Annotated in this window: 17 protein-coding genes; 10 read left to right on the forward strand and 7 right to left on the reverse strand. The window is 76.0% G+C overall.

The genetic code is table 11. From position 1 onward, the window contains the following. Positions 1 to 197: 197 nt before the first annotated feature. A complete protein-coding gene (locus tag GOBS_RS28230; RefSeq protein ID WP_012949080.1) occupies positions 198 to 692 on the reverse strand; it encodes a PH domain-containing protein in 495 nt (164 codons plus the stop codon). Between the two features lie 151 nt (positions 693 to 843). Here GOBS_RS28230 and GOBS_RS14855 point away from each other — a divergent pair, with 151 nt between their 5' ends. The 3 genes from GOBS_RS14855 (at position 844) to GOBS_RS14865 (ending at position 4,305) form a co-directional block, all read left to right on the forward strand. Continuing rightward, complete coding sequence (locus tag GOBS_RS14855; RefSeq protein WP_012949081.1) at positions 844 to 1,605, forward strand: GAF and ANTAR domain-containing protein; 762 nt, start codon at positions 844 to 846, stop codon at positions 1,603 to 1,605. Continuing rightward, complete coding sequence (locus GOBS_RS14860) at positions 1,602 to 3,080, forward strand: PP2C family protein-serine/threonine phosphatase (RefSeq protein ID WP_012949082.1); 1,479 nt, start codon at positions 1,602 to 1,604, stop codon at positions 3,078 to 3,080. The genes GOBS_RS14855 and GOBS_RS14860 overlap by 4 nt, the downstream gene beginning before the upstream one ends. A 94-nt stretch (positions 3,081 to 3,174) precedes the next feature. Next, a complete protein-coding gene (locus GOBS_RS14865; RefSeq protein WP_012949083.1) occupies positions 3,175 to 4,305 on the forward strand; it encodes a uroporphyrinogen-III synthase in 1,131 nt (376 codons plus the stop codon). A 115-nt stretch (positions 4,306 to 4,420) separates the two neighbouring features. Here the strand turns inward: GOBS_RS14865 and GOBS_RS14870 are convergent, their stop codons facing one another. Continuing rightward, positions 4,421 to 5,806, reverse strand: coding sequence for a nitrate/nitrite transporter (locus GOBS_RS14870; protein WP_012949084.1), 1,386 nt, complete (start codon positions 5,804 to 5,806; stop codon positions 4,421 to 4,423). A gap of 149 nt (positions 5,807 to 5,955) precedes the next feature. On the opposite strand from GOBS_RS14870, the gene GOBS_RS14875 reads away from it, so the two are divergent. From GOBS_RS14875 to GOBS_RS14890, 4 genes are all read left to right on the forward strand, one after another. Next, positions 5,956 to 6,753 (forward strand): hypothetical protein, encoded by a 798-nt coding sequence (locus GOBS_RS14875; protein WP_012949085.1) that lies wholly within the window; start codon positions 5,956 to 5,958, stop codon positions 6,751 to 6,753. 110 nt (positions 6,754 to 6,863) lie between these two features. Beyond that, on the forward strand, positions 6,864 to 7,364 hold the full coding sequence (locus GOBS_RS14880; RefSeq protein ID WP_012949086.1) for a SigE family RNA polymerase sigma factor: 501 nt from the start codon (positions 6,864 to 6,866) through the stop codon (positions 7,362 to 7,364). Beyond that, a complete protein-coding gene (locus GOBS_RS14885) occupies positions 7,361 to 8,176 on the forward strand; it encodes a hypothetical protein (protein ID WP_012949087.1) in 816 nt (271 codons plus the stop codon). Before GOBS_RS14880 ends, GOBS_RS14885 begins: the two co-directional genes overlap by 4 nt. Further along, entirely contained in the window at positions 8,173 to 8,592 is a 420-nt protein-coding gene (locus GOBS_RS14890; protein WP_012949088.1) for a hypothetical protein, read from the forward strand. Before GOBS_RS14885 ends, GOBS_RS14890 begins: the two co-directional genes overlap by 4 nt. Positions 8,593 to 8,595: 3 nt before the next feature. On the opposite strand, the gene GOBS_RS14895 is transcribed toward GOBS_RS14890, so the two are convergent. Then, positions 8,596 to 9,228: a class I SAM-dependent methyltransferase gene (locus GOBS_RS14895; RefSeq protein ID WP_012949089.1), complete on the reverse strand. Its 633-nt coding sequence runs from the start codon at positions 9,226 to 9,228 to the stop codon at positions 8,596 to 8,598. Between the two features lie 67 nt (positions 9,229 to 9,295). Between GOBS_RS14895 and GOBS_RS14900 the strand changes: the two genes are divergently transcribed. Beyond that, positions 9,296 to 9,883: a helix-turn-helix domain-containing protein gene (locus GOBS_RS14900; protein ID WP_012949090.1), complete on the forward strand. Its 588-nt coding sequence runs from the start codon at positions 9,296 to 9,298 to the stop codon at positions 9,881 to 9,883. Positions 9,884 to 9,904: 21 nt separating this feature from the next. Next, complete coding sequence (locus tag GOBS_RS14905; protein ID WP_012949091.1) at positions 9,905 to 10,879, forward strand: O-methyltransferase family 2; 975 nt, start codon at positions 9,905 to 9,907, stop codon at positions 10,877 to 10,879. Positions 10,880 to 11,078: 199 nt separating this feature from the next. Here the strand turns inward: GOBS_RS14905 and GOBS_RS14910 are convergent, their stop codons facing one another. Genes GOBS_RS14910 through GOBS_RS14920 form a run of 3 tightly spaced genes read right to left on the reverse strand, consistent with a single transcriptional unit; the run spans position 11,079 to position 16,665 of the window. Further along, the gene (locus GOBS_RS14910) at positions 11,079 to 11,486 is read right to left on the reverse strand and encodes a Rieske (2Fe-2S) protein (protein ID WP_012949092.1); all 408 of its coding nucleotides are present in this window, start codon (positions 11,484 to 11,486) and stop codon (positions 11,079 to 11,081) included. Beyond that, positions 11,483 to 14,014 carry a nitrite reductase large subunit NirB gene (nirB, locus tag GOBS_RS14915; protein WP_166487413.1) on the reverse strand — a complete coding sequence of 844 codons (2,532 nt, stop codon included), beginning with the start codon at positions 14,012 to 14,014 and terminating at the stop codon, positions 11,483 to 11,485. The genes GOBS_RS14910 and nirB overlap by 4 nt, the downstream gene beginning before the upstream one ends. After that, positions 14,014 to 16,665, reverse strand: coding sequence for a molybdopterin oxidoreductase family protein (locus GOBS_RS14920; protein WP_012949094.1), 2,652 nt, complete (start codon positions 16,663 to 16,665; stop codon positions 14,014 to 14,016). The genes nirB and GOBS_RS14920 overlap by 1 nt, the downstream gene beginning before the upstream one ends. A 115-nt stretch (positions 16,666 to 16,780) precedes the next feature. Between GOBS_RS14920 and GOBS_RS14925 the strand changes: the two genes are divergently transcribed. Continuing rightward, the gene (locus GOBS_RS14925; RefSeq protein WP_166487414.1) at positions 16,781 to 17,419 is read left to right on the forward strand and encodes a GNAT family N-acetyltransferase; all 639 of its coding nucleotides are present in this window, start codon (positions 16,781 to 16,783) and stop codon (positions 17,417 to 17,419) included. 48 nt (positions 17,420 to 17,467) lie between these two features. On the opposite strand, the gene GOBS_RS14930 is transcribed toward GOBS_RS14925, so the two are convergent. Beyond that, complete coding sequence (locus tag GOBS_RS14930) at positions 17,468 to 17,929, reverse strand: hypothetical protein (protein ID WP_012949096.1); 462 nt, start codon at positions 17,927 to 17,929, stop codon at positions 17,468 to 17,470. Between the last annotated feature and the right edge of the window lie 76 nt (positions 17,930 to 18,005).

Below are 18,005 nucleotides of genomic sequence, written 5' to 3' on the forward strand. Positions count from 1 at the left end.
GGAGTCATTCCCGGTCCCGGCCCTGGGTGAGGACCTGCAACGGCCCTCCTGCAGGACCCCGCCGCGAGCGGTGGCCGGCAGGGCGGCAGCGCGGCCACCCTTCAGGGGCCCACGCCGAGCCTGGTGAGGTCCTGGAACGGCCCTCCTGCAGGGTCCCGCCGCGAGCCGGCGAGTGGCGGGGGCAGGAGGGTCCTCTTTCAGTCGTCGTAGAGCAGCGGCGGGGACGGCGGAGGCGGCGGCTGCTGCGCGCGGTCGGCGGCCAGCAGCGCCCGCAGGCCCTCGACCGCCTCGACCGCGCTGTCGCCGTCGGCGCCCTGGATGGCCAGCACGGCGAACTCGTCGTCGTTGGTCAGCAGCAGCGTCGCCCAGCGGAAGCGACGGTCGAAGCGGATCGCCTGCACCGCCGTCCAGGGCAGCTCCCGCTCGCCGGCCAGGTTGCGCACCCGGATGCCACGGGCGTCGGCGTCCACCCGCGGCCGGCCCAGGGCCAGCAGACCCGCGCCCAGCACCAGCCCGAGGCCGACGACGGCGACCTGGTCGGCGGTGGTGAACCGGGCCACACCGGTCGCGTTCTCCTGCAGCGTCACGCCGACGTAGGTCAGGACGGCGACCACGACGACGGCGGCCGCGGCGCACAGCAGCCGCCACCGGCGGGGGACGGCGGAGACGGCGGGCGGACCAGCGGACGGCACGACCCCATGCTCCCAGGCCCGGCAGTGACGCCGGACGACCCCGCGGTCGCGCACCGCCCGGTCGGATCCCCTGCGCGGGACTACGCTGGCCGTCGCGCTGCAGACCCGCCCAGATCCGGCGAGGTGTGCGGCCGAACGCCGGGAGGTGCGCGTGCACCACGACCCTCCGGGGCCAGACCGGCCCTCCCCCGACCCGGCCCGGGACCTCCCCCTCGCCGACGAGCTGTCCGCGGTCTCCGCCCGCGTGGCCGGGCTGCTGCTGTCGGAGGAGACGGTGGCCACCGCGCTCGGCCTGGTGAGCTCGCTGGCGCTGGACACCGTCCCCGGCGCGGTCGGTGCGGGGGTCTCCATCGTCGACGAGCGGGGCCGGCGCAGCTCCGGGTCCACCGACGCCCGGGTCGAGCGCGCCGACGCCCTGCAGTACGAGCTGGACGAGGGGCCCTGCCTGGCCGCGACCGCCGGCCGCCGGCTGGTCCGCGTCGACGACCTGACGACCGACGGTCGCTGGCCCCGGTGGGCCGAGGCGGTGCTCCCCCTCGGGCTGCGGGCCGCGATGAGCGCGCCGCTGGTCGCCGGCGACGCCTCGCTGGGTGCACTCAAGGTCTACGCGGAAAACCCGGGGACCTTCGACGTCCACGCCGAGCGCCGGCTGACGATGTCCTCGGCGCAGGCGGCGATCCTCGTGGCCAACGTCCAGACCCGTGAGCGCGCGCGGCAGCTCAGCGAGGGGCTGCGCCGGGCGGTCCGGACGCGGGACCTGGTGAGCACGGCCAAAGGTGTGCTGATGGCCCAGCACGGGGTCCCCGAGGACGTCGCCTTCGGCATGCTGGTGTCCCGCTCGGGCGAGGAGGGCGGGCCGCTGGCCGACATCGCCCGGGCGGTGGTCGAGTCCGCCGTCCGCCGACGACGGTGACCTCCCACGCCGGACCGGGCCGGCACGAGGACTCCTCCGAGGAGGGGCGGCGCCGGGCGCTGCGATCCGCCCTCGAGGTCGCCGACCTCACCGTCGACCAGCTCTGGACGCGGTACTTCGCCATCGGCGGCCACGCGGACGTCCTGGAGGTGGAGGGCCACCTCCAGGGCCTGATGTCCCTTCCGCCCGCAGAGGTCAACGTGCTCGCCCACGCGCTCAACGAGAGGCTCGACGAGCTGCTCAGCCAGCGCCGGGTGCCCTACCACCCCCCGGTGCGCCGCGGCCGGCTCAGCGGGTCGTTCGCCGCATTGCTGAGCCTGGTGGAGGCGGCCCACCTCGCTCCTCCCGACCGGCTGCCGGCGCTCGTCACGGAGGCGGGCACCGCCATGGGCGTGGAGGTGACCGTCCACGTCGCCGACCACGAGCAGCGTCGGCTGTGGCCGCTGCTGCCGTCGGGTACGCGGTCCGGGGACTCGCTCCCCATCGACGGCTCGCTGCCCGGCCGGGTCTTCCAGACGGTGCGGCCGCTGCCGTCCGAGGCCGACGGCGTGCGCCGGCTGTGGCTGCCGCTGCTGGACGGAGCGCAGCGGGTGGGTGTCCTGGAGGTGCGGGTCGGCACGCCGGTGGAGCTCTACGACCCCGGGCTGAGGGAGGAGTGCCGCTGGCTGAGCGAGCTGGTCGGTTCCCTGCTGGTGTCGATGGGCCAGTACGGCGACGGGCTCGAGCGACCTCGTCGGACCCGGCCCCGCACCCCCTCGGCCGAGCTGCTGTGGCGGCTGCTGCCCCCGCTGACGGCCGGCAGCGGGTCGTTCGTGCTGGCCGGGGTGCTGGAGCCGGCCTACGAGGCGGGCGGGGACGCCTTCGACTACGCGCTGTCGGAGACCACCGTCTCGCTGGCCGCCTTCGACGCGATGGGGCACGGTCTGCCGGCCGCAGCTCTCGCCGCAGCCGCGGTGTCGGCCTACCGCAGCGCCCGCCGCGACGGCCGGGGCGTCTACGACCAGGCACGGGCGATCGACGAGGTCGTGGCGGACTCCTCGCCCGCCAGCTCGTTCGTCACCGGGGTGCTCGCCGAGCTCGACGTCCCCAGCGGCCGGCTCCGCTACGTCAACGCCGGGCACCCGGCGCCGCACCTGCTGCGGGGCGGGCGGGTCGTCAAGTCGCTGGTCGAGGGACGGCGGGTGCCGTTCGGACGGGGCACCGGCGTCCTGACGGTGGCGGAGGAGGCGCTGCAGCCGGGCGACTGGCTGGCCGTGCACACCGACGGTGTCACCGAGGCGCGGGACGCCACCGGCGTCTGCTTCGGCGAGGAGCGGCTGGTGGACGTGCTCTCCCGCGAGGTCTCCGGCGGTCAGCAACCGTCGGAGACGGCCCGCCGGCTGATGCACGCCGTCCTGGAGCACCGGGACGGCGCGCTGCAGGACGACGCCAGCGTGCTGCTGGCGCGGTGGGCGCCCGAACCGCGCGGACTGTGAGGCGCCCGACCCCGACAGGACACGCCCCCGCAACGAGGACGACGCACCATGGTCCTGCGCCGAGCTGGTCGTGCGCCGTCGCCGAGGGGGAACCGTGACCGATGTCCTGCCCGAGGCCCCGCCGGGGACCGAGGCACCGCTGCCCCTGGCCGGGTACACCGTCGCGGTGACCGCCGCCCGGCGCCGCGAGGAGCTGGGTGCGCTGCTGGCCCGCCGCGGCGCCCGCGTGGTGTACGCGCCGGCCATCCGCATCGTGCCGCTGGCCGACGACACCGAGCTGGTCGCCGCGACGCGCCAGGTACTGGCGCAGCCGGTGGACCTGGTCGTGGCGACCACCGGCGTCGGCTTCCGCGGGTGGCTGGAGGCGGCCGACGCGTGGGACCTGCCGCTGGTGGAGCACCTGCGCGGCGCCCGGGTGCTCGCGCGCGGGCCCAAGGCGCGGGGCGCCATCCGCGGCGGCGGGCTGGTCGACGCCTGGTCGCCGGCGTCGGAGTCCTCGGCCGAGGTGCTCGAGCACCTGCTCGCCGGGGCCGAGGGCCCGCTGCAGGGACGCCGCATCGCCGTCCAGCTGCACGGCGACCCGCTGCCGGACTTCGTCGAGGCGCTGCGCGCGACCGGCGCCGAGGTCGTCACCGTGCCGGTGTACCGCTGGGTGCTGCCCGAGGACGTCGAGCCGGTGCGCCGGCTGGTGCGCTCGGTGGTCACCGGCGCGGTCGACGCGGTGACCTTCACCAGCGCCCCGGCCGCCGCGAGCCTGCTGACCGTCGCCGACGAGCTCGGTCAGCGCGCCGAGCTGATCGCCGCGCTGACCGACGGCGTCCTGCCGGTGGCGGTGGGGCCGGTGACCGCCGGGCCGCTGACCGCCGCGGGCATCCCCTCCGTGCAACCGGAACGCGCCCGGCTCGGCGCCCTGGCCCGCGAGGTGGTCGCCCGGCTGCCCGAGCGCACCCCGGTGCTGCGGGTGGGCGAGCGGGACCTGCAGGTGCGCGGGCACGCCGTCCTGCTCGACGGGCGGGTGGTGGAGCTGGCGCCGGGCCCGATGGCGGTGCTGCGCTCGCTGGCCGCGCGGCCGGGCACCGTCGTCGCCAAGGCCGACCTCGTCGCGGGGCTGCCCGGCGGCGGCGACGAGCACGCCGTGGAGATGGCCGTGACCCGGCTGCGCGCCGCGCTCGGCCGCGGCGTGGTGGAGACCGTGGTGAAGCGGGGCTACCGCCTGGCTGCGTGAAAAAACCTCGCCGGCCCCTCGACGTTGATCATGGGGTTGTTCCCGGCGACACGCGACGACACGCCGCGGGCACCGGCGACAACCCCATGATCACGCGTGGAGCAGCAGCTGGGTCTCACACCCCGGACATGGGCGCCCGGGGCCGCAGGTAGACCGCCCACGTGACGGCGAGGCAGACCAGGTAGAAGGCGATGAACACCAGATAGGCCGAGTCGCCGGTGCCGGTGGCCAGGAACGACTGGCGGAAGGCCAGGTTGACCAGCACGCCGCCGAAGGCGCCGACCGCGCCGGCGATGCCGATGAGCGCGCCGGACATGCGCAGCGCGTGCCGGTCGGCGACGGCGCCGTCCTCCCCGGCGGCCACCCGCTGCTGCGCCTGGGTGCGGAAGATCGCCGGGATCATCTTGTAGGTCGAGCCGTTGCCGAGACCGCTGAACACGAACAGCGACACGAAGCCGACGACGAACAGCGGCAGCGACCCCACCTGGCTGGCGCTCCACACGATCCCGGCGCCGACGGCCATCGCCGCGAAGTTCCAGAACGTGATGCGGGCACCGCCGAAGCGGTCGGCCAGCGAGCCGCCGAGCGGGCGGATCAGCGAGCCCAGCAGCGGGCCGAGCCAGGTCAGCGACGCGGCGGCGAGGGGCGTGGCGAAGTCGCCGGTGAACTGGTTCTGCAGCACCTGGCCGAAGGCGAACCCGAAGCCGATGAACGAGCCAAAGGTGCCGATGTAGAGGAAGGACATGATCCAGGTGTGCGGCTCGCGGGTGGCCTCGCGCATGGCCCGCGGCTGGTTGCGCGCCGTCGTCAGGTTGTCCATGAGCAGGGCCGCACCGACGGCGGCGACGGCGATCAGCGGGATGTAGACCAGCAGGACCAGCCGCGGGTGCTCGGCGCCCGCGGTGGCCAGCACGAGCAGGCCCACCAGCTGGACGACGGGGACGCCGAGGTTGCCGCCGCCGGCGTTGAGGCCGAGCGCCCAGCCCTTGAGCCGGTTCGGGTAGAAGGCGTTGATGTTGGCCATGGAGCTGGCGAAGTTGCCGCCACCGACACCGGCGAGGCAGCTGACGACGAGCAGGGTCGTGTAGTCGACGCCGGGCTCCAGGACGACGGCCGTGGCGATCGTGGGCACCAGCAGCAGCGCGGCGCTGACGATCGTCCAGTTGCGGCCGCCGAACCTCGCGACGGCGAAGGTGTAGGGCAGCCGGACGAATGCGCCCAGCGCCGTCGGCAGCGTGGTCAGCAGGAACTTCCCGGCCGGGTCGATGCCGTACACGGCCTCGGGCAGGAACAGCACGAGCACCGACCACAGGCTCCAGATCGAGAAGCCGATGTGCTCGGAGAAGACCGAGAAGAACAGGTTGCGGCGGGCGACCGGCTTGCCCGCGGACTCCCAGAAGGCGGGGTCCTCCGGGCGCCAGTCGTCGATCCAGCGACCGCGGCGCGGCGCGGCGGTGACCGGCGCGGTCGGCTGTCGGGTGGTGGGGGTGAGGGCGGCCATGGGCCAGAACGGTGTCGTCCGGTCGTTCCCCCGCCGTTGCTGCCGGGCAGAACTCGTGTTCCGTTGTGCTCACCGACGGTGCCCCACTGTGGTGAGGCCGCCGTCCGCCGGCGTGCGCATGGACCCGGCCAGCGGAGAGGATCGGCGACGTGACCGTGACCGAGGACCCTGCTGCCGCCGGCCGTGCCCTGTTCGAGGCCGGTGCCGCGGTCGCGGGCTCGATGAGCCGCAACGCCGCGGTGCTGGTCTACCCGGACCCGGCCGGCCGCGCGGCGGTGCGGCTGGAGGACCGCCTGGCCCGGTGCCTGCGGACGGCGGCCGACGAGGCGGCGGAGGTCGCCGTTCCCCGCGAGCGGGCCCGCGCCGGCGCCGTCCTCGCCTTCGCCGTCGAGCACCGCGTGGCCGTGGCCCGCAGCGGGCGCCCGGTCCGCGCCGACGGCTTCTTCGCCCCGCGGACCGGCGGCCGCTCGGCGGCCGACACGGTCACGGAGGCCGTGGTCGCCGCCGCCCGCGGCTCGCACGACGAGCGGCGGATCCGGCACCTGGGTTACCTGCTGGCCGAGGTCGCCTCCTCCCCCGACCTGGACGCCGCGCTCGTCGACCGGGCGCTGACGCTGGCCGCCGGGCTGACGTGGCGGCAGCTGGTGCTGCTGGCCGGCGTCGGCCGCCGCGACCGGTCGCCGCTGCCGATGACCCCGCTGGCCGAGGACCCGCGCGGCTGGGCGGCGTGGGGCGCCCGCGAGGACCTCGCCGATCTGCAGCGGGCCGGGCTGCTCGACCCGCCGCCGGCGCTGCCCCGGCCGGGCGGCGCCGCACTCCCCCGGCTGCGCCCGGCGGACCTGCGGCTGACCCGCCGCGGCGTGCTGGTGCACCGGCTGCTGGCGCTGGGCTTCGTCCGGGACGACGACGTCGCCGCGGCACTGGCCGAGCTCGTCCCACCCGCCTGACGCCCGCGCTTCCTCCCCGGCCGGGACCGGAACCGATCCGTGACCTCCGCTGTGGGTCCGTCGCGGGGCCTGGCGCGTGTAGGAAGCAGGAGCCGGCTGAGGAGGCGCGGGTGGGCGACGGGGACCGGGGCTTCGCGGAGTTCGTGTCCGCGGAGCAGGCCGCCCTCCTGCGCCTGGCCGTCCTCCTCGTCGGCGATCGCGGACACGCGGAGGACCTCGTGCAGACCGCACTGCTCTCGACCTACCGGCACTGGGACCGGGTGAGCCGGTCCGGAACCCCCTCGGCGTACGTGCGCCGGGTGCTGGTCAACGCCCACACCAGCTGGCGGCGGCGGCTGTCGACGACCGAGCAGGTGGTGGAGTCGGTGCCCGACCGGGCCGCCGCACCGGCCGAGGACGGCGACGAGCAGCTGCGGGCCGCACTCCGGGAGCTGCCGGTGCGGATGCGGACGGCGGTGGTGCTGCGCTACTTCGAGGACCTCTCCGAGCAGCAGACCGCCGCAGCCATGGGCTGCTCGCCCAGCACGGTGAACACCCAGACCGCCCGGGGGCTGGCCCGGCTGCGCGCCGCGCTCGCCCCGCTGCAGCCGGCCGGCGGGGAGGAGCGGTGAGGGACGACGAGCTGCGGGCGCGGCTGACCGCCCTGGCCGACGCCACCGCGCCGCCGCCGCGCGCCGACCTGGCCGCGGTCGTCGAGCGCCGGCACCGGGCCCGCCGGAGGACGCAGCTGCGGCTCGCCGCGGGCGCCGCGGCCGTCGTGGGGGCGGTGGGAGCCGGCCAGCTGCTGCTGCCGGACCGGCCCGTGGCCGATCGGGCGACCGCGATCGCCGAGGCGCCGGCCGTGGGCACCCTGACGCCGGCCGACGGGTACGGCGGGCCGACCCGGGGCTCGCTCGCCGGCGACGCGGCGTTCGTCGACGAGGTCCTCGGGCTGTCCTGGAGCGACCGCGGAGTCGGCGCGGACGTGCCCCCGCCGGCGGGGTCGTCGGTGCTCTTCGCCGGCGACGTGCCCGGCGGGCGCTGGGCCCTGGTCGCCCGCCCGCTGCCCGTGCCGCCGCCGCTCCTGGACGACGACGAGCTGGAGCGTCAGCTGGGCGTCGACTCCGTCGCCCTCGCCTGGTTCGCCGGGCCCCCGGGTGCCGAGCCGGACGAGCTGCGCCTGCGGACCGCCCCCGTCGTCACCGCGCCCGGCGAGCCCACCGCGCTGTCGGACCCCGCGACCGGGACGCTGGCCGTCGTCGCGGAGTCCCCGGCCGTCACCGCCCGGGTGCTCGACGGGACCGGCACGCCGCTGGCCGAGCTGCCCCTGACCGACGGGCTCGCCGTGCAGGCCGCGCCCGAGGGGACGGTGACGGTCGAGGTCCTGGCCGCGGACGGCACCGTGCTGGCGTCGGTCGAGCCGCTCACCGGCCGGGCCGGATGAGCCCCGCGCTGGTCGCGGCGGCACTGGGCGCCGTCCTCGCCCTGACCGCCTGCGACACCGCACCGACGGCCTGTCCGGCCATCGCCTGGGGCAACGGCCTCACCGTCGAGCTGGCCGGCGGCTGGCCGCCCGGGGAGGGCCGGTCGGTGCGGGTCGCCTGCCCGCAGCCGTGTGGTCTGGAGCTGCGCGAGGACGCCCCACCCGGACGAGGGCACGTGGGCGTGGCGCCACTCGTCGGCGACCGCGCCACGGTCTCGTTCCTGATGGAGACGCCGGACGAGGTGGACGTCGCCGTCCTCGGGCCGGACGGCGGCGTCCTCGCCGGACTGACCGCCGACCTCGAGTGGGAGCTGGTCGGGGGCAGTGCGGAGTGCGGCGGGCCGCACCAGGCCACGGTGACCGTCCCGGCGCCCTGACGGTCAGGCGCGGCGGCGGGCCCGCAGCACGGTGTCGGCGACGGGCAGCTCGCGCCCGGCCGGGCCGCTCGCCGTCCGCGGGCGGTCCTCGCAGACGACGACGTCCCAGGCGTCCGGGTCGAGCGTCGCGGCGACCTGCTGCGCCGTGAAGAACATCTCCGGCCTGCCCACGTGCACCTCGCTGGGCCGGTGCCCGACGACGAGCAGGCTGCCGCCCGGCGCGACGGCGGCGGCCAGCCCGGCGACGACCGGGTCGCGGTCGTCCCCCGGCAGGTGGAGGTACTGCGCCGAGACCAGGTCGAAGGCGCCCTCCGGCGGCGCCCAGCGGGTCAGGTCGGCGTGCACCCAGTCGACCTCGATCCCCAGCCGCCCGGCCTCCACCGCCGCGCGGCCCAGCGCGACGGTGGAGAAGTCGACGGCGGTGACCCGCCAGCCGCGGCCGGCCAGCCACAGCGCGTCGCCGCCCTCCCCGCTGCCGGCGTCCAGCGCCCGGCCCGGCGGCAGGTCCGCGGCCTCGGCCACCAGCTGCGGGTTGGCCCGGCCGCTCCACAGTGCGGGCGCGATGCGGTAGCGCTCCTCCCACGAGGCCTCGTCGAACCCGAGCTCGGCGTGCCGGCGGTGTGCTGCGTCGTCCATGCGCGGCAGCCTCCCCCGGGGGGACGCCGACTTGACAAAGGTCGTTGCCGGATCGGCAAATGGTCCCATGGCCGACGACGAGACGACCGATGCCGTGCTCACCGCCGTCGGGCCGCGACTGCGGGCGCTGCGGGTCCGGCGTGGGCGCACGCTGGCCCAGTTGTCGGAGGAGACCGGCATCTCGGTGAGCACGCTGTCCCGGCTGGAGTCCGGCCAGCGGCGGCCGACCCTGGAGCTGCTGCTGCCGCTGGCGCGCAGCCACCGGGTGCCGCTCGACGAGCTCGTCGGGGCCCCGGAGACCGGCGACCCGCGCGTCCACCCGCGGCCGGTGGTGCACCACGGCGTCACGTCCCTGCCGCTGACCCGCCGTCCCGGCGGGGTGCAGGCCTTCAAGCAGGTCTACCCGCCCGGCTGGCCGGGCGGGGAGCCCGAGCAGCGGACGCACGAGGGCTACGACTGGGTCTACGTGCTGTCCGGGCGGCTGCGGCTGGTGCTCGCCGAGCACGACCTCCTGCTCGGCCCCGGTGAGGTGGCCGAGTTCGACACCCGCACCCCGCACTGGTTCGGCAACCCGGGCCCGGAGCCGGCCGAGGTGCTGGCCCTGTTCGGCCCGCAGGGCGAGCGGATGCACGTGCGGGCCCGCCCCCGCCGCTGAGGGCGGTGTCACGATGCCGTCGTGCCCGGCTCCGCAGCCGACCGGCTGGCCCGGCTCGCCGACGGCTACCTGGTCACCCAGCTGCTGCACGTCGCCGTCGCGCTGGGGGTGCCCGACGCCCTGGCCGCCGGTCCGCGCAGCGCCCCCGACCTCGCGCGGGAGCTCGGCGCCGTGCCCGGCCCCCTGCACCGGGTGCTGCGCGGGTTGGCCGCCGAGGAGGTGCTCGACGAGCTGCCCGACGGTCGCTTCGGGCTGAGCCCGGTCGGCGAGCTGCTGCGGCCCGGGGTGCCGGGCTCGCTCCAGGGCACGGTGGCCGCCCGCGGCGGGCTTTACTACCGGCCGGCCGCCGGGCTCCTCGCCGCCGTGCGGGACGGCGGGACGCCGTTCGAGCTCACCGAGGGGCGGCCCTTCTTCGACGCGCTCGCGGCCGACCCCCCGCGGTTGGCCGCTTTCCGCGCGTCGATGGCCGACCGCTCCGCACGGGAGGCCGGTGCGGTGGTGGCCGCCTACGACGTGTCCGGCCTCGCGTCGGTGGTCGACGTGGGCGGCGGGCCAGGCGTGCTGCTGCGGGCGGTCCGGGCGCGGGTGCCGTCCGCCGACGTGCTGCTGTTCGACCGGCCGGAGGTCGTCGCCGGCTCGGACCTGCCTGCGGTCGGCGGGGACTTCTTCGAGCAGGTGCCGGCCGGCGCGGACGCCTACCTGCTGTCCCGGGTCCTGCACGACTGGGACGACGAGGCCGCCCGGCAGGTGCTGCTCACCTGCCGGGCGGCGATGCGGCCGGACTCGGTGCTGCTGGTGGTGGAGGCGGTGCTGCCGGAGCGCGCCGCCGACGACCCGGCCGCGGTGCGGATGGACCTGCACGTGCTGGTGCTGCTGTCCGGCCGCGAGCGCACGGCCGGGGAGTACGCCGACCTGTGCGAGGCGGCCGGGCTGCGGCTCACCCGCGACGTCCCGACCGACGCCGGGGTGCACGTGCTCGAGGTGCGTCCGGCGTAGCCGTCCCCACCCACTCCCCAGGAGTTGATCATGGGGTTGTTGCCGCCGACACGGGGGGACACGCCGCGGACCCCGGCAAGGACCCCATGATCACGGCCGTGGTGAGGTGCTGGAACGGCCACCCTTCAGGGGCCCGCCCCGAGCCTGCGAGGGGTGGGGAGGACGGGGTGCTTCAACGAGGCGCGGGGGAAGGGTGGTCCTACACCTCGACGACGATCTCGCCGCCGGACTCGTGCACCGGGTAGACGCGGATCGGCGCGGCTCCGGACGTCGAGGCGCCGTCGCGCCACCGGTACGCGTAGAGGTGCAGCGGGCAGACCAGCACGTCGACGTCGGTCTGCCCGTCGGCCAGCGGGCCCCCGGCGTGCGGGCAGGCGGCCTGGGTGGCGTGCAGCGAGCCGTCGCGCAGCCGGAAGACGGCGACCTGCACGCCCCCGGCGACGAAGGCCCGGCCTTCCCCCGGAGGCACCTCGTCGACCCGCCCCACCGCGTACGCCTCGCCGCGCAGGGCCGGTGCCGGACCAGGGGTGCGGACGTCGGTGGCCGGGCTGCCGGGGTCGGTGCCCGGCGTCGTGGGCCGGGCGGCCTCCAGGTGCGGCGCGCTCATCGCACCGGCACCTTCGGCAGCGCGACCAGCGGCAGCGAGGAGCGGAACTGGCCGGGGGTCGCAGGCTCCCTGCCGTCCTGGCCCCACGGGTCGGTGTAGGCGTCGATCGACCGCTGGATCCCGGCGTCGAGCTCGGCGACGATCCCCTCGCTGTCCTCCAGCAGCACCGACCGGATCCGCTCCAGGCCGACCCGCGGCACGAAGTCGTAGGTGCGCTCCAGCCAGTTGGCGTTCTCCCGGTAGTACTGCAGGAAGCGGCCGGTGAGCCGGAGCACCTCCTCCGGGGAGTCGACGGTGGCCAGCAGGTCGCCCTTGCGGACGGTGGCCCCGGCGGCGCCGCCGACGTAGACCTCCCACCTCCCGTTGCCGACGGCGACGACGCCGACGTCCTTGACGTAGGCCTCGGCGCAGTTGCGCGGGCAGCCGACCACGGCGAGCTTCATCTTCGCCGGGCCTTCGATGCCCTGGAACCGGGTCTCCAGGTCGATGCCGAGCTGGGTGGAGTCGCCGAGGCCGAACCGGCAGAAGTCGCTGCCCACGCACGTCTTCACGGTGCGGAAGCTCTTGCCGTAGGCGTACCCGGACGGCATGCCGAGGTCGTCCCACACCGCCGGCAGGTCCTCCTTGCGGACGCCGAGCAGGTCGATCCGCTGCCCGCCGGTCACCTTCACCATCGGGACCTCGTACTTCTCGGCGACCTCGGCGATCCGGCGCAGCTGGGCCGGGGTGGTCACGCCGCCCTTCATCTGCGGGACGACGGAGAAGGTGCCGTCGCGCTGGATGTTGGCGTGCACCCGGTCGTTGATGAACTCGCCGTCCTTCTCCGGGACGAAGTCCACGCCCCAGAGCATCTTCAGCAGCGAGGTCAGGCCCATCTTCGACTTCGCGTCGTCCTGCCCGCCGGGGGCGAGCGCGGTGAAGACCGCCGAGACGCTGCGCAGGTCCTGCTCGCGGATGGCGGCGACGAGCTCGGGCTTGGCCATCGGGATGCCCGGCACGTAGTACGAGGCGGCCGGGTCCTCGGTGAGGTCGCCGTCGGCGGCCCACTCGACGACCTGCTTCACCAGGCCCTTGCACGAGCCACAGCCCTTGCCGGCCCGGGTGGCGTCCATGACCGCGCCGACGCTGCCGCACCCGCCGGCGACGGCACCGCAGATGTCGCCCTTCGACACCCCGTTGCAGTTGCAGACCTGCGAGTCGGCGGGCATCTCGGCGACGCCCACCTCCGGGGCGCCGTCGGAGAGGTCGACCAGCAGCCGGATCCGCTCCTCGGGCAGCGGCGCGCCGCGGTCGAAGGCCTGGGTCAGGTAGGCGACCTTGCGGGTGTCGCCGAGCAGCGTGGCCCCGACCAGCACGTCGTCGCGGATGACCACCGACAGGTGCACCCCGCGCCTGGGCTCGGAGATCACCAGGAACTCGTCGTCGTCCCGCTCGGGGGTGTTGACGCCCATGGTGGCGACGTCGACGCCGGCGACCTTGAGCTTGGTCGCCGTCCGGCTGCCGTGGTACTCCGCGTCCGGGTCCGTGCCGGTCAGCACGTCGGCCAGCACGCGGGCGTGCTCCCAGGCCGGCTGCACCAGGCCGTAGACCGAACCGCGGTGCTGGGCGCACTCGCCGATGGCGTAGACGTCGGGGTCGTCGGTGCGCAGCTGGTCGTCGACGACGATGCCGCGCTCGACCTCCAGGCCCGAGAGCACCGCGACGTCGGTGTGCGGCCGGACGCCGGTGGCGACGACGAGCAGGTCGCAGTCCAGCCGCCGGCCGTCCTTCAGGACCACCCCCTCGACGTGCTCGGCGCCGAGCACCTCGGTGGCCAGGACGTCGAGGTGCACGCCGATGCCGAGGGACTCGACGCTCCTCTTGAGGATGGCGCCGGCCTCGGCGTCGAGCTGGGCGTTCATCAGGTACGGCATGGCGTGCACGAGCTCGACCTGCAGCCCGTGCCCCTGCAGGGCGCGCGCCGCCTCCAGCCCGAGCAGGCCGCCGCCCATGACCACCGCGCGCCGGCAGCGGCCGGTGGCCTCCAGCATGGCGCGCGTCTCGTCGATGGTGCGGAACCCGAAGACGCCGGGCAGCAGGCCGCCGTCCTCCTGCCGGACCCCGGTCATCGGTGGGATGAACGAGTAGCTGCCGGTGGCCAGCACCAGGTGGTCGTAGGGCGTGACCGAGCCGTCGGAGCCGAGGACCGTCTTGGCGGCGGTGTCGATGCGCTCGACCCGGACGCCGGCGCGCAGCAGCACGCCGTTGTCGGCGTACCAGTCGTGGCTGTTGAGGACGATGTCGTCCTCGTGCGACTCCCCGGCCAGCACCGGCGAGAGCATGATCCGGTTGTAGTTGCCGTGCGGCTCGTCGCCGAAGACGGTGATCCGGAACTGCTCGGCCCCGCCGCGCTCGAGCACCTCCTCGACCAGGCGGGCGCCGGCCATCCCGTTGCCCACCACGACCAGCCGGCTGCGCTGATCGAGGTCGTCGTCGTCCATGTGCAGCGAGGTCAGGCCCGGCGGCCGACCCCCGAGAACGGCGGTCATCAGACCTCCACCAGCCCGAGGTCGACCACCAGCTCGCCGGTCACGCCGATCGGCGCGGCCGCCTGCAGCTCGACGACCGTGCCGCCGGGCAGGTCCTCGACGACCCGCAGCGGGACGTGCACGTCGCCCTTGGCCCCGATCGGGAACCAGCGCACCGGCACCCCGTCGCGGACCAGCAGCACGTACACCAGGTGCTCGGTGGAGTTGCCGCCGCGGAAGTACAGGGCCTGCGCGGTGGCGCCGCCGGGCACCGTGTAGCGCAGGGCCGGGTCGACCGGGCCCGGCTTGTCCAGGCCCTCCCCGGTGATCGGGTACACGCCTTGCAGGAAGCGGGGTGTGCTCTTCACGCGGGGGGTCCTCCTCGGGAACGGGCGGTGCGGGGTCTCGGCGGGCGGGTGCGGACGGCCGGCGGGGTGACGGGGGCTGCGCGCCGGCGACAGCGGGGTGCGTGCCGCGGGCGTCGCGTGCGGCCGGGGCTCGGGCTGGGTGGCGGCCTCGGGGGCGGGCAGCCGCTCCACCGGGCCGGCGACGCGGGTGACCGCGACCGCGCAGACCTTGAAGGCGGGCATCCTCGACGTCGGGTCGAGCGCATCGGCGTCGGTGAGCGCGTTCGCGCTGGAGCCCCCGCCCCAGTGGAAGGGCGCGAAGACGACGTCGGGTCGGATGTCGTCGGTCAGCTGCGCCGAGAAGCGGGCCCGGCCGCGGCGGGTGGCCAGCTCCACGACGTCGTCCGGTCCGATGCCCAGGCGCCGGGCCAGGTCGGGGTGCAGCTCGGCGCGCGGCAGCGGGGCGATCAGCTGCAGGCTGCGCGAGCGGCGGGTCTGGGTGCCCGACTGGTACTGCCCCAGCACGCGGCCGGTCGTGAGCACGTACGGGTACTCGTCGTCCGGCCGCTCGTGGGCCTCCACGTGCTCGACGCGGAGGAACCGGGCCCGCCCGTCGGGGGTGGCGAAGCGGTCGAGGAACAGCCGCGGGGTGCCCGGGTGGTCGGGCGCCGGGCAGGGCCAGAAGACGCCCTGCTCGTCGTCGATGCGCCGGTAGCTGATGCCGGCGTAGTCGGCCGCTCCCCCGGCGCTGGCCCGGCCGAGCTCGGCGAAGACCGTCTCCGGATCCGCGGAGAACAGGTGTCCTGCGCCGAGCCGGTCGGCCAGCTCGGCGAGCAGCTGCAGGTCGTCGCGGACGCCGTCGGGCGGGTCCAGCGCGCGCCGGCGGCGGACCACCCGGCCCTCGACGTTGGTCATCGTGCCGTCCTCCTCGGCCCACATGGCGCTGGGCAGGACGACGTCGGCGAGCTCGGCGGTCTCGGAGAGGAAGAAGTCGCTGACCGCGAGGAAGTCCAGGTCGGCCAGCCGGCTGATCACCCGGCGGGCGTCGGGGGCGGAGACCGCGACGTTGGAGGCGAGCACCAGGAGCGTGCGCACGCCGCCGTCGGTGCCGAGCGCGTCGAGCAGCTCGAAAGCGCTCTTCCCCGGCATCGGCAGGTCGTCGGGGTCGACGCCCCAGACGGATGCGACGTGGGCGCGGGCCGCGGGGTCGGCGAGCCTGCGGTAGCCGGGCAGCTGGTCGGCCTTCTGCCCGTGCTCGCGCCCGCCCTGCCCGTTGCCCTGGCCGGTGACGGTGGCCCAGCCGCTGCCCTCCCGGCCCGGCAGGCCGAGGGCCAGCGCCAGGTTGATCCACGCCTGGGCGGTGTCGGTACCGCTGCGGTGCTGCTCGGCACCGCGCGCGGTCAGCACGATGGCCCGCTCGGCCCGGGCCAGGGCGAAGACGGTGCGTCGTTGGTCGGCGACGGGGACGCCGGTGAGCCGCTCCACCCGGTCGGGCCAGTAGGCCCCGACCCCCTCACGGACCTGCTCGAAGCCGGTGGTGCGCGCCGCGACGTAGTCCTCGTCCACGAGGCCCTCGGCGATCGCGATGTGCAGCAGCGCGTTGGCCAGCGCCAGGTCGGTGCCCGGCAGCGGCTGCAGGTGCAGGGCGGCGTTGCGGGCGGTCGCCGTCCGGCGGGGGTCGACGACGACGTGCTGGGCGCCGCGGGCCCGGCCCTCGTCGAACCACTGCATCGCCGGCGGCATGGTGTCGGCCGGGTTGGACCCGACCAGGACGACGACGTCGGCCGCGGCGACGTCGGACAACGGGAACGGCATGCCGCGGTCGAGACCGAAGGCCCGGTTGGCCGCGCCGGCCGCCGAGGACATGCAGAACCGGCCGTTGTAGTCGATGGCGCTCGTCCGCAAGGCGACCCGCGCGAACTTGCCGAACTGGTAGGCCTGCTCGTTGGTCAGCCCGCCGCCGCCGAAGCAGCCGACGGCGTCGCGGCCGTGCTCGGCCTGGGTGCGCTCGATCGCGGCGACGACCCGGTCCAGTGCCTCCTCCCACGTGGACTCGACCAGCGGGCTGGTGCGGTCGCCGGGGACGGCGCGGACCAGCGGGCGGGTCAGCCGCTCGGGGTGGTCGAGCAGCTCCGGGGCCGACCAGCCCTTGGAGCACAGGCCGCCGCGGTTGGTCGGGAAGTCGGCCGGCTGCAGCGTCGCCGGACGGTCGCCGGCGGTCATCGTGACGCCGCACTGCAGCGAGCAGTACGGGCAGTGGGTCTGCGTCGTCCGGGTGCGCGGGCCGGGCCCGGCGAGCACTCCGGGCAGGGCGGTCGCGGTCACGCCGACGAGGTTCCGGGGCCGCGGTTTCCCGGCCGCGGCATCGGCGTCAACCCTGCGTTCCGGAGACCTCACGCCGTCCCGGGGGCGGTTGTTAGCTCCCGCCTACGCTGGCCGGGTGGCCGACCGCGTGATCACCGTGCACCTCGGCGCCCCGTCGGTCCGCCTCGCCGAGCAGCGCGACGTGCCGCGGATCGCCGCCACCCTGACCCTCGCGCTGTCCACCTCGCGCTGGGCCCGCTGGGCGTTGCCGGACGACGGCCGGATCCAGCGGCTGACCCGCCTCGCCGAGCTCGACGCCGGCCACCGCGCGGTCTCCACCGGCACGGGCTGGGTCACCGAGGACGTCACCGGCGTCGCCACCTGGGAGGCCCCCGAGGGCGCACCGGGCACCCGGCCGGTGCTCGACGACGTCCGCGCCGCGCTGGCCACCGAGCTGCCGCACATCAGCGGCTCGCACTGGTCGCGGGTGCGGGACACCCGCGCGCTGGTCGACGCCGCCCGCCCGGCCGGCCCGCACTGGTGGCTGTCCCACCTGGGCACCCGGCCCAGCAGCCGGCGGCGCGGGTACGGCACCGCGCTCCTGCAGCCCGGGCTGGCCCACTGCGACACGACCGGACTGCCCGCTGCCGCGCTCGTCTCGACCTGGGCCGCCGTCCGGTTCCTGCGGCGTCTCGGCTTCGAGGTCGACCGCGCGATGGAGAGCACCGACGGCGCCCTGCCGCTGTGGCTGCTGGTGCGCCCGCCGCAGGACTGATCGCTCGCGCCAGGGCGTGGGGACCGATCCCCCGCCACCGGTGCGCGGTCACGGCGTGGTCGGGACGTCGGGGTCGGCCCCCGGAGCGGGGACCGTCCCCGGGCGGGTCCGACGGGACAGCCGTTCCTCGGTGGCCTCGATGGCGTGACCCGCCACCGTGTGGGGGTCGGCTAGTGGGCCGGGACCGATGAGTCGGGCGGCGAATCCGGCATTGGCCGGGTCCCGGTACGGCGGTTGCTTGCTCACGGCCTCGGCGAGGCCCTGTCCTTCGGCAAGGAGTTCACGCACCACCAGGTGCACCCCGACGGTGACGTCACCGCCTGCTTCGCCGACGGCAGCAGCGACCGCGCCGACCTGCTCGTCGACCCCGACGGCGCCGGCTCGACGGTGGGGCGGGCCCGTCTCCTGCCCGCCGACCTGTACAACCGCACGGCTGATGCGGACCTGCCGCTGCGGCAGCCCGACGCGGACGGGATGGATGCAGCGGCTGAGCTCCGACGCAGTCGCCACGGGCGGGTTGCGCCTGTCCGCGCGTCCCACCCGGTCGCCGGTGGACGTCGTCCACGCTCGACAGCGAGGTCGCCTC

The organism is Geodermatophilus obscurus DSM 43160 (assembly GCF_000025345.1).
In the GTDB taxonomy this organism is placed as follows: Bacteria; Actinomycetota; Actinomycetes; order Mycobacteriales; family Geodermatophilaceae; genus Geodermatophilus; species Geodermatophilus obscurus.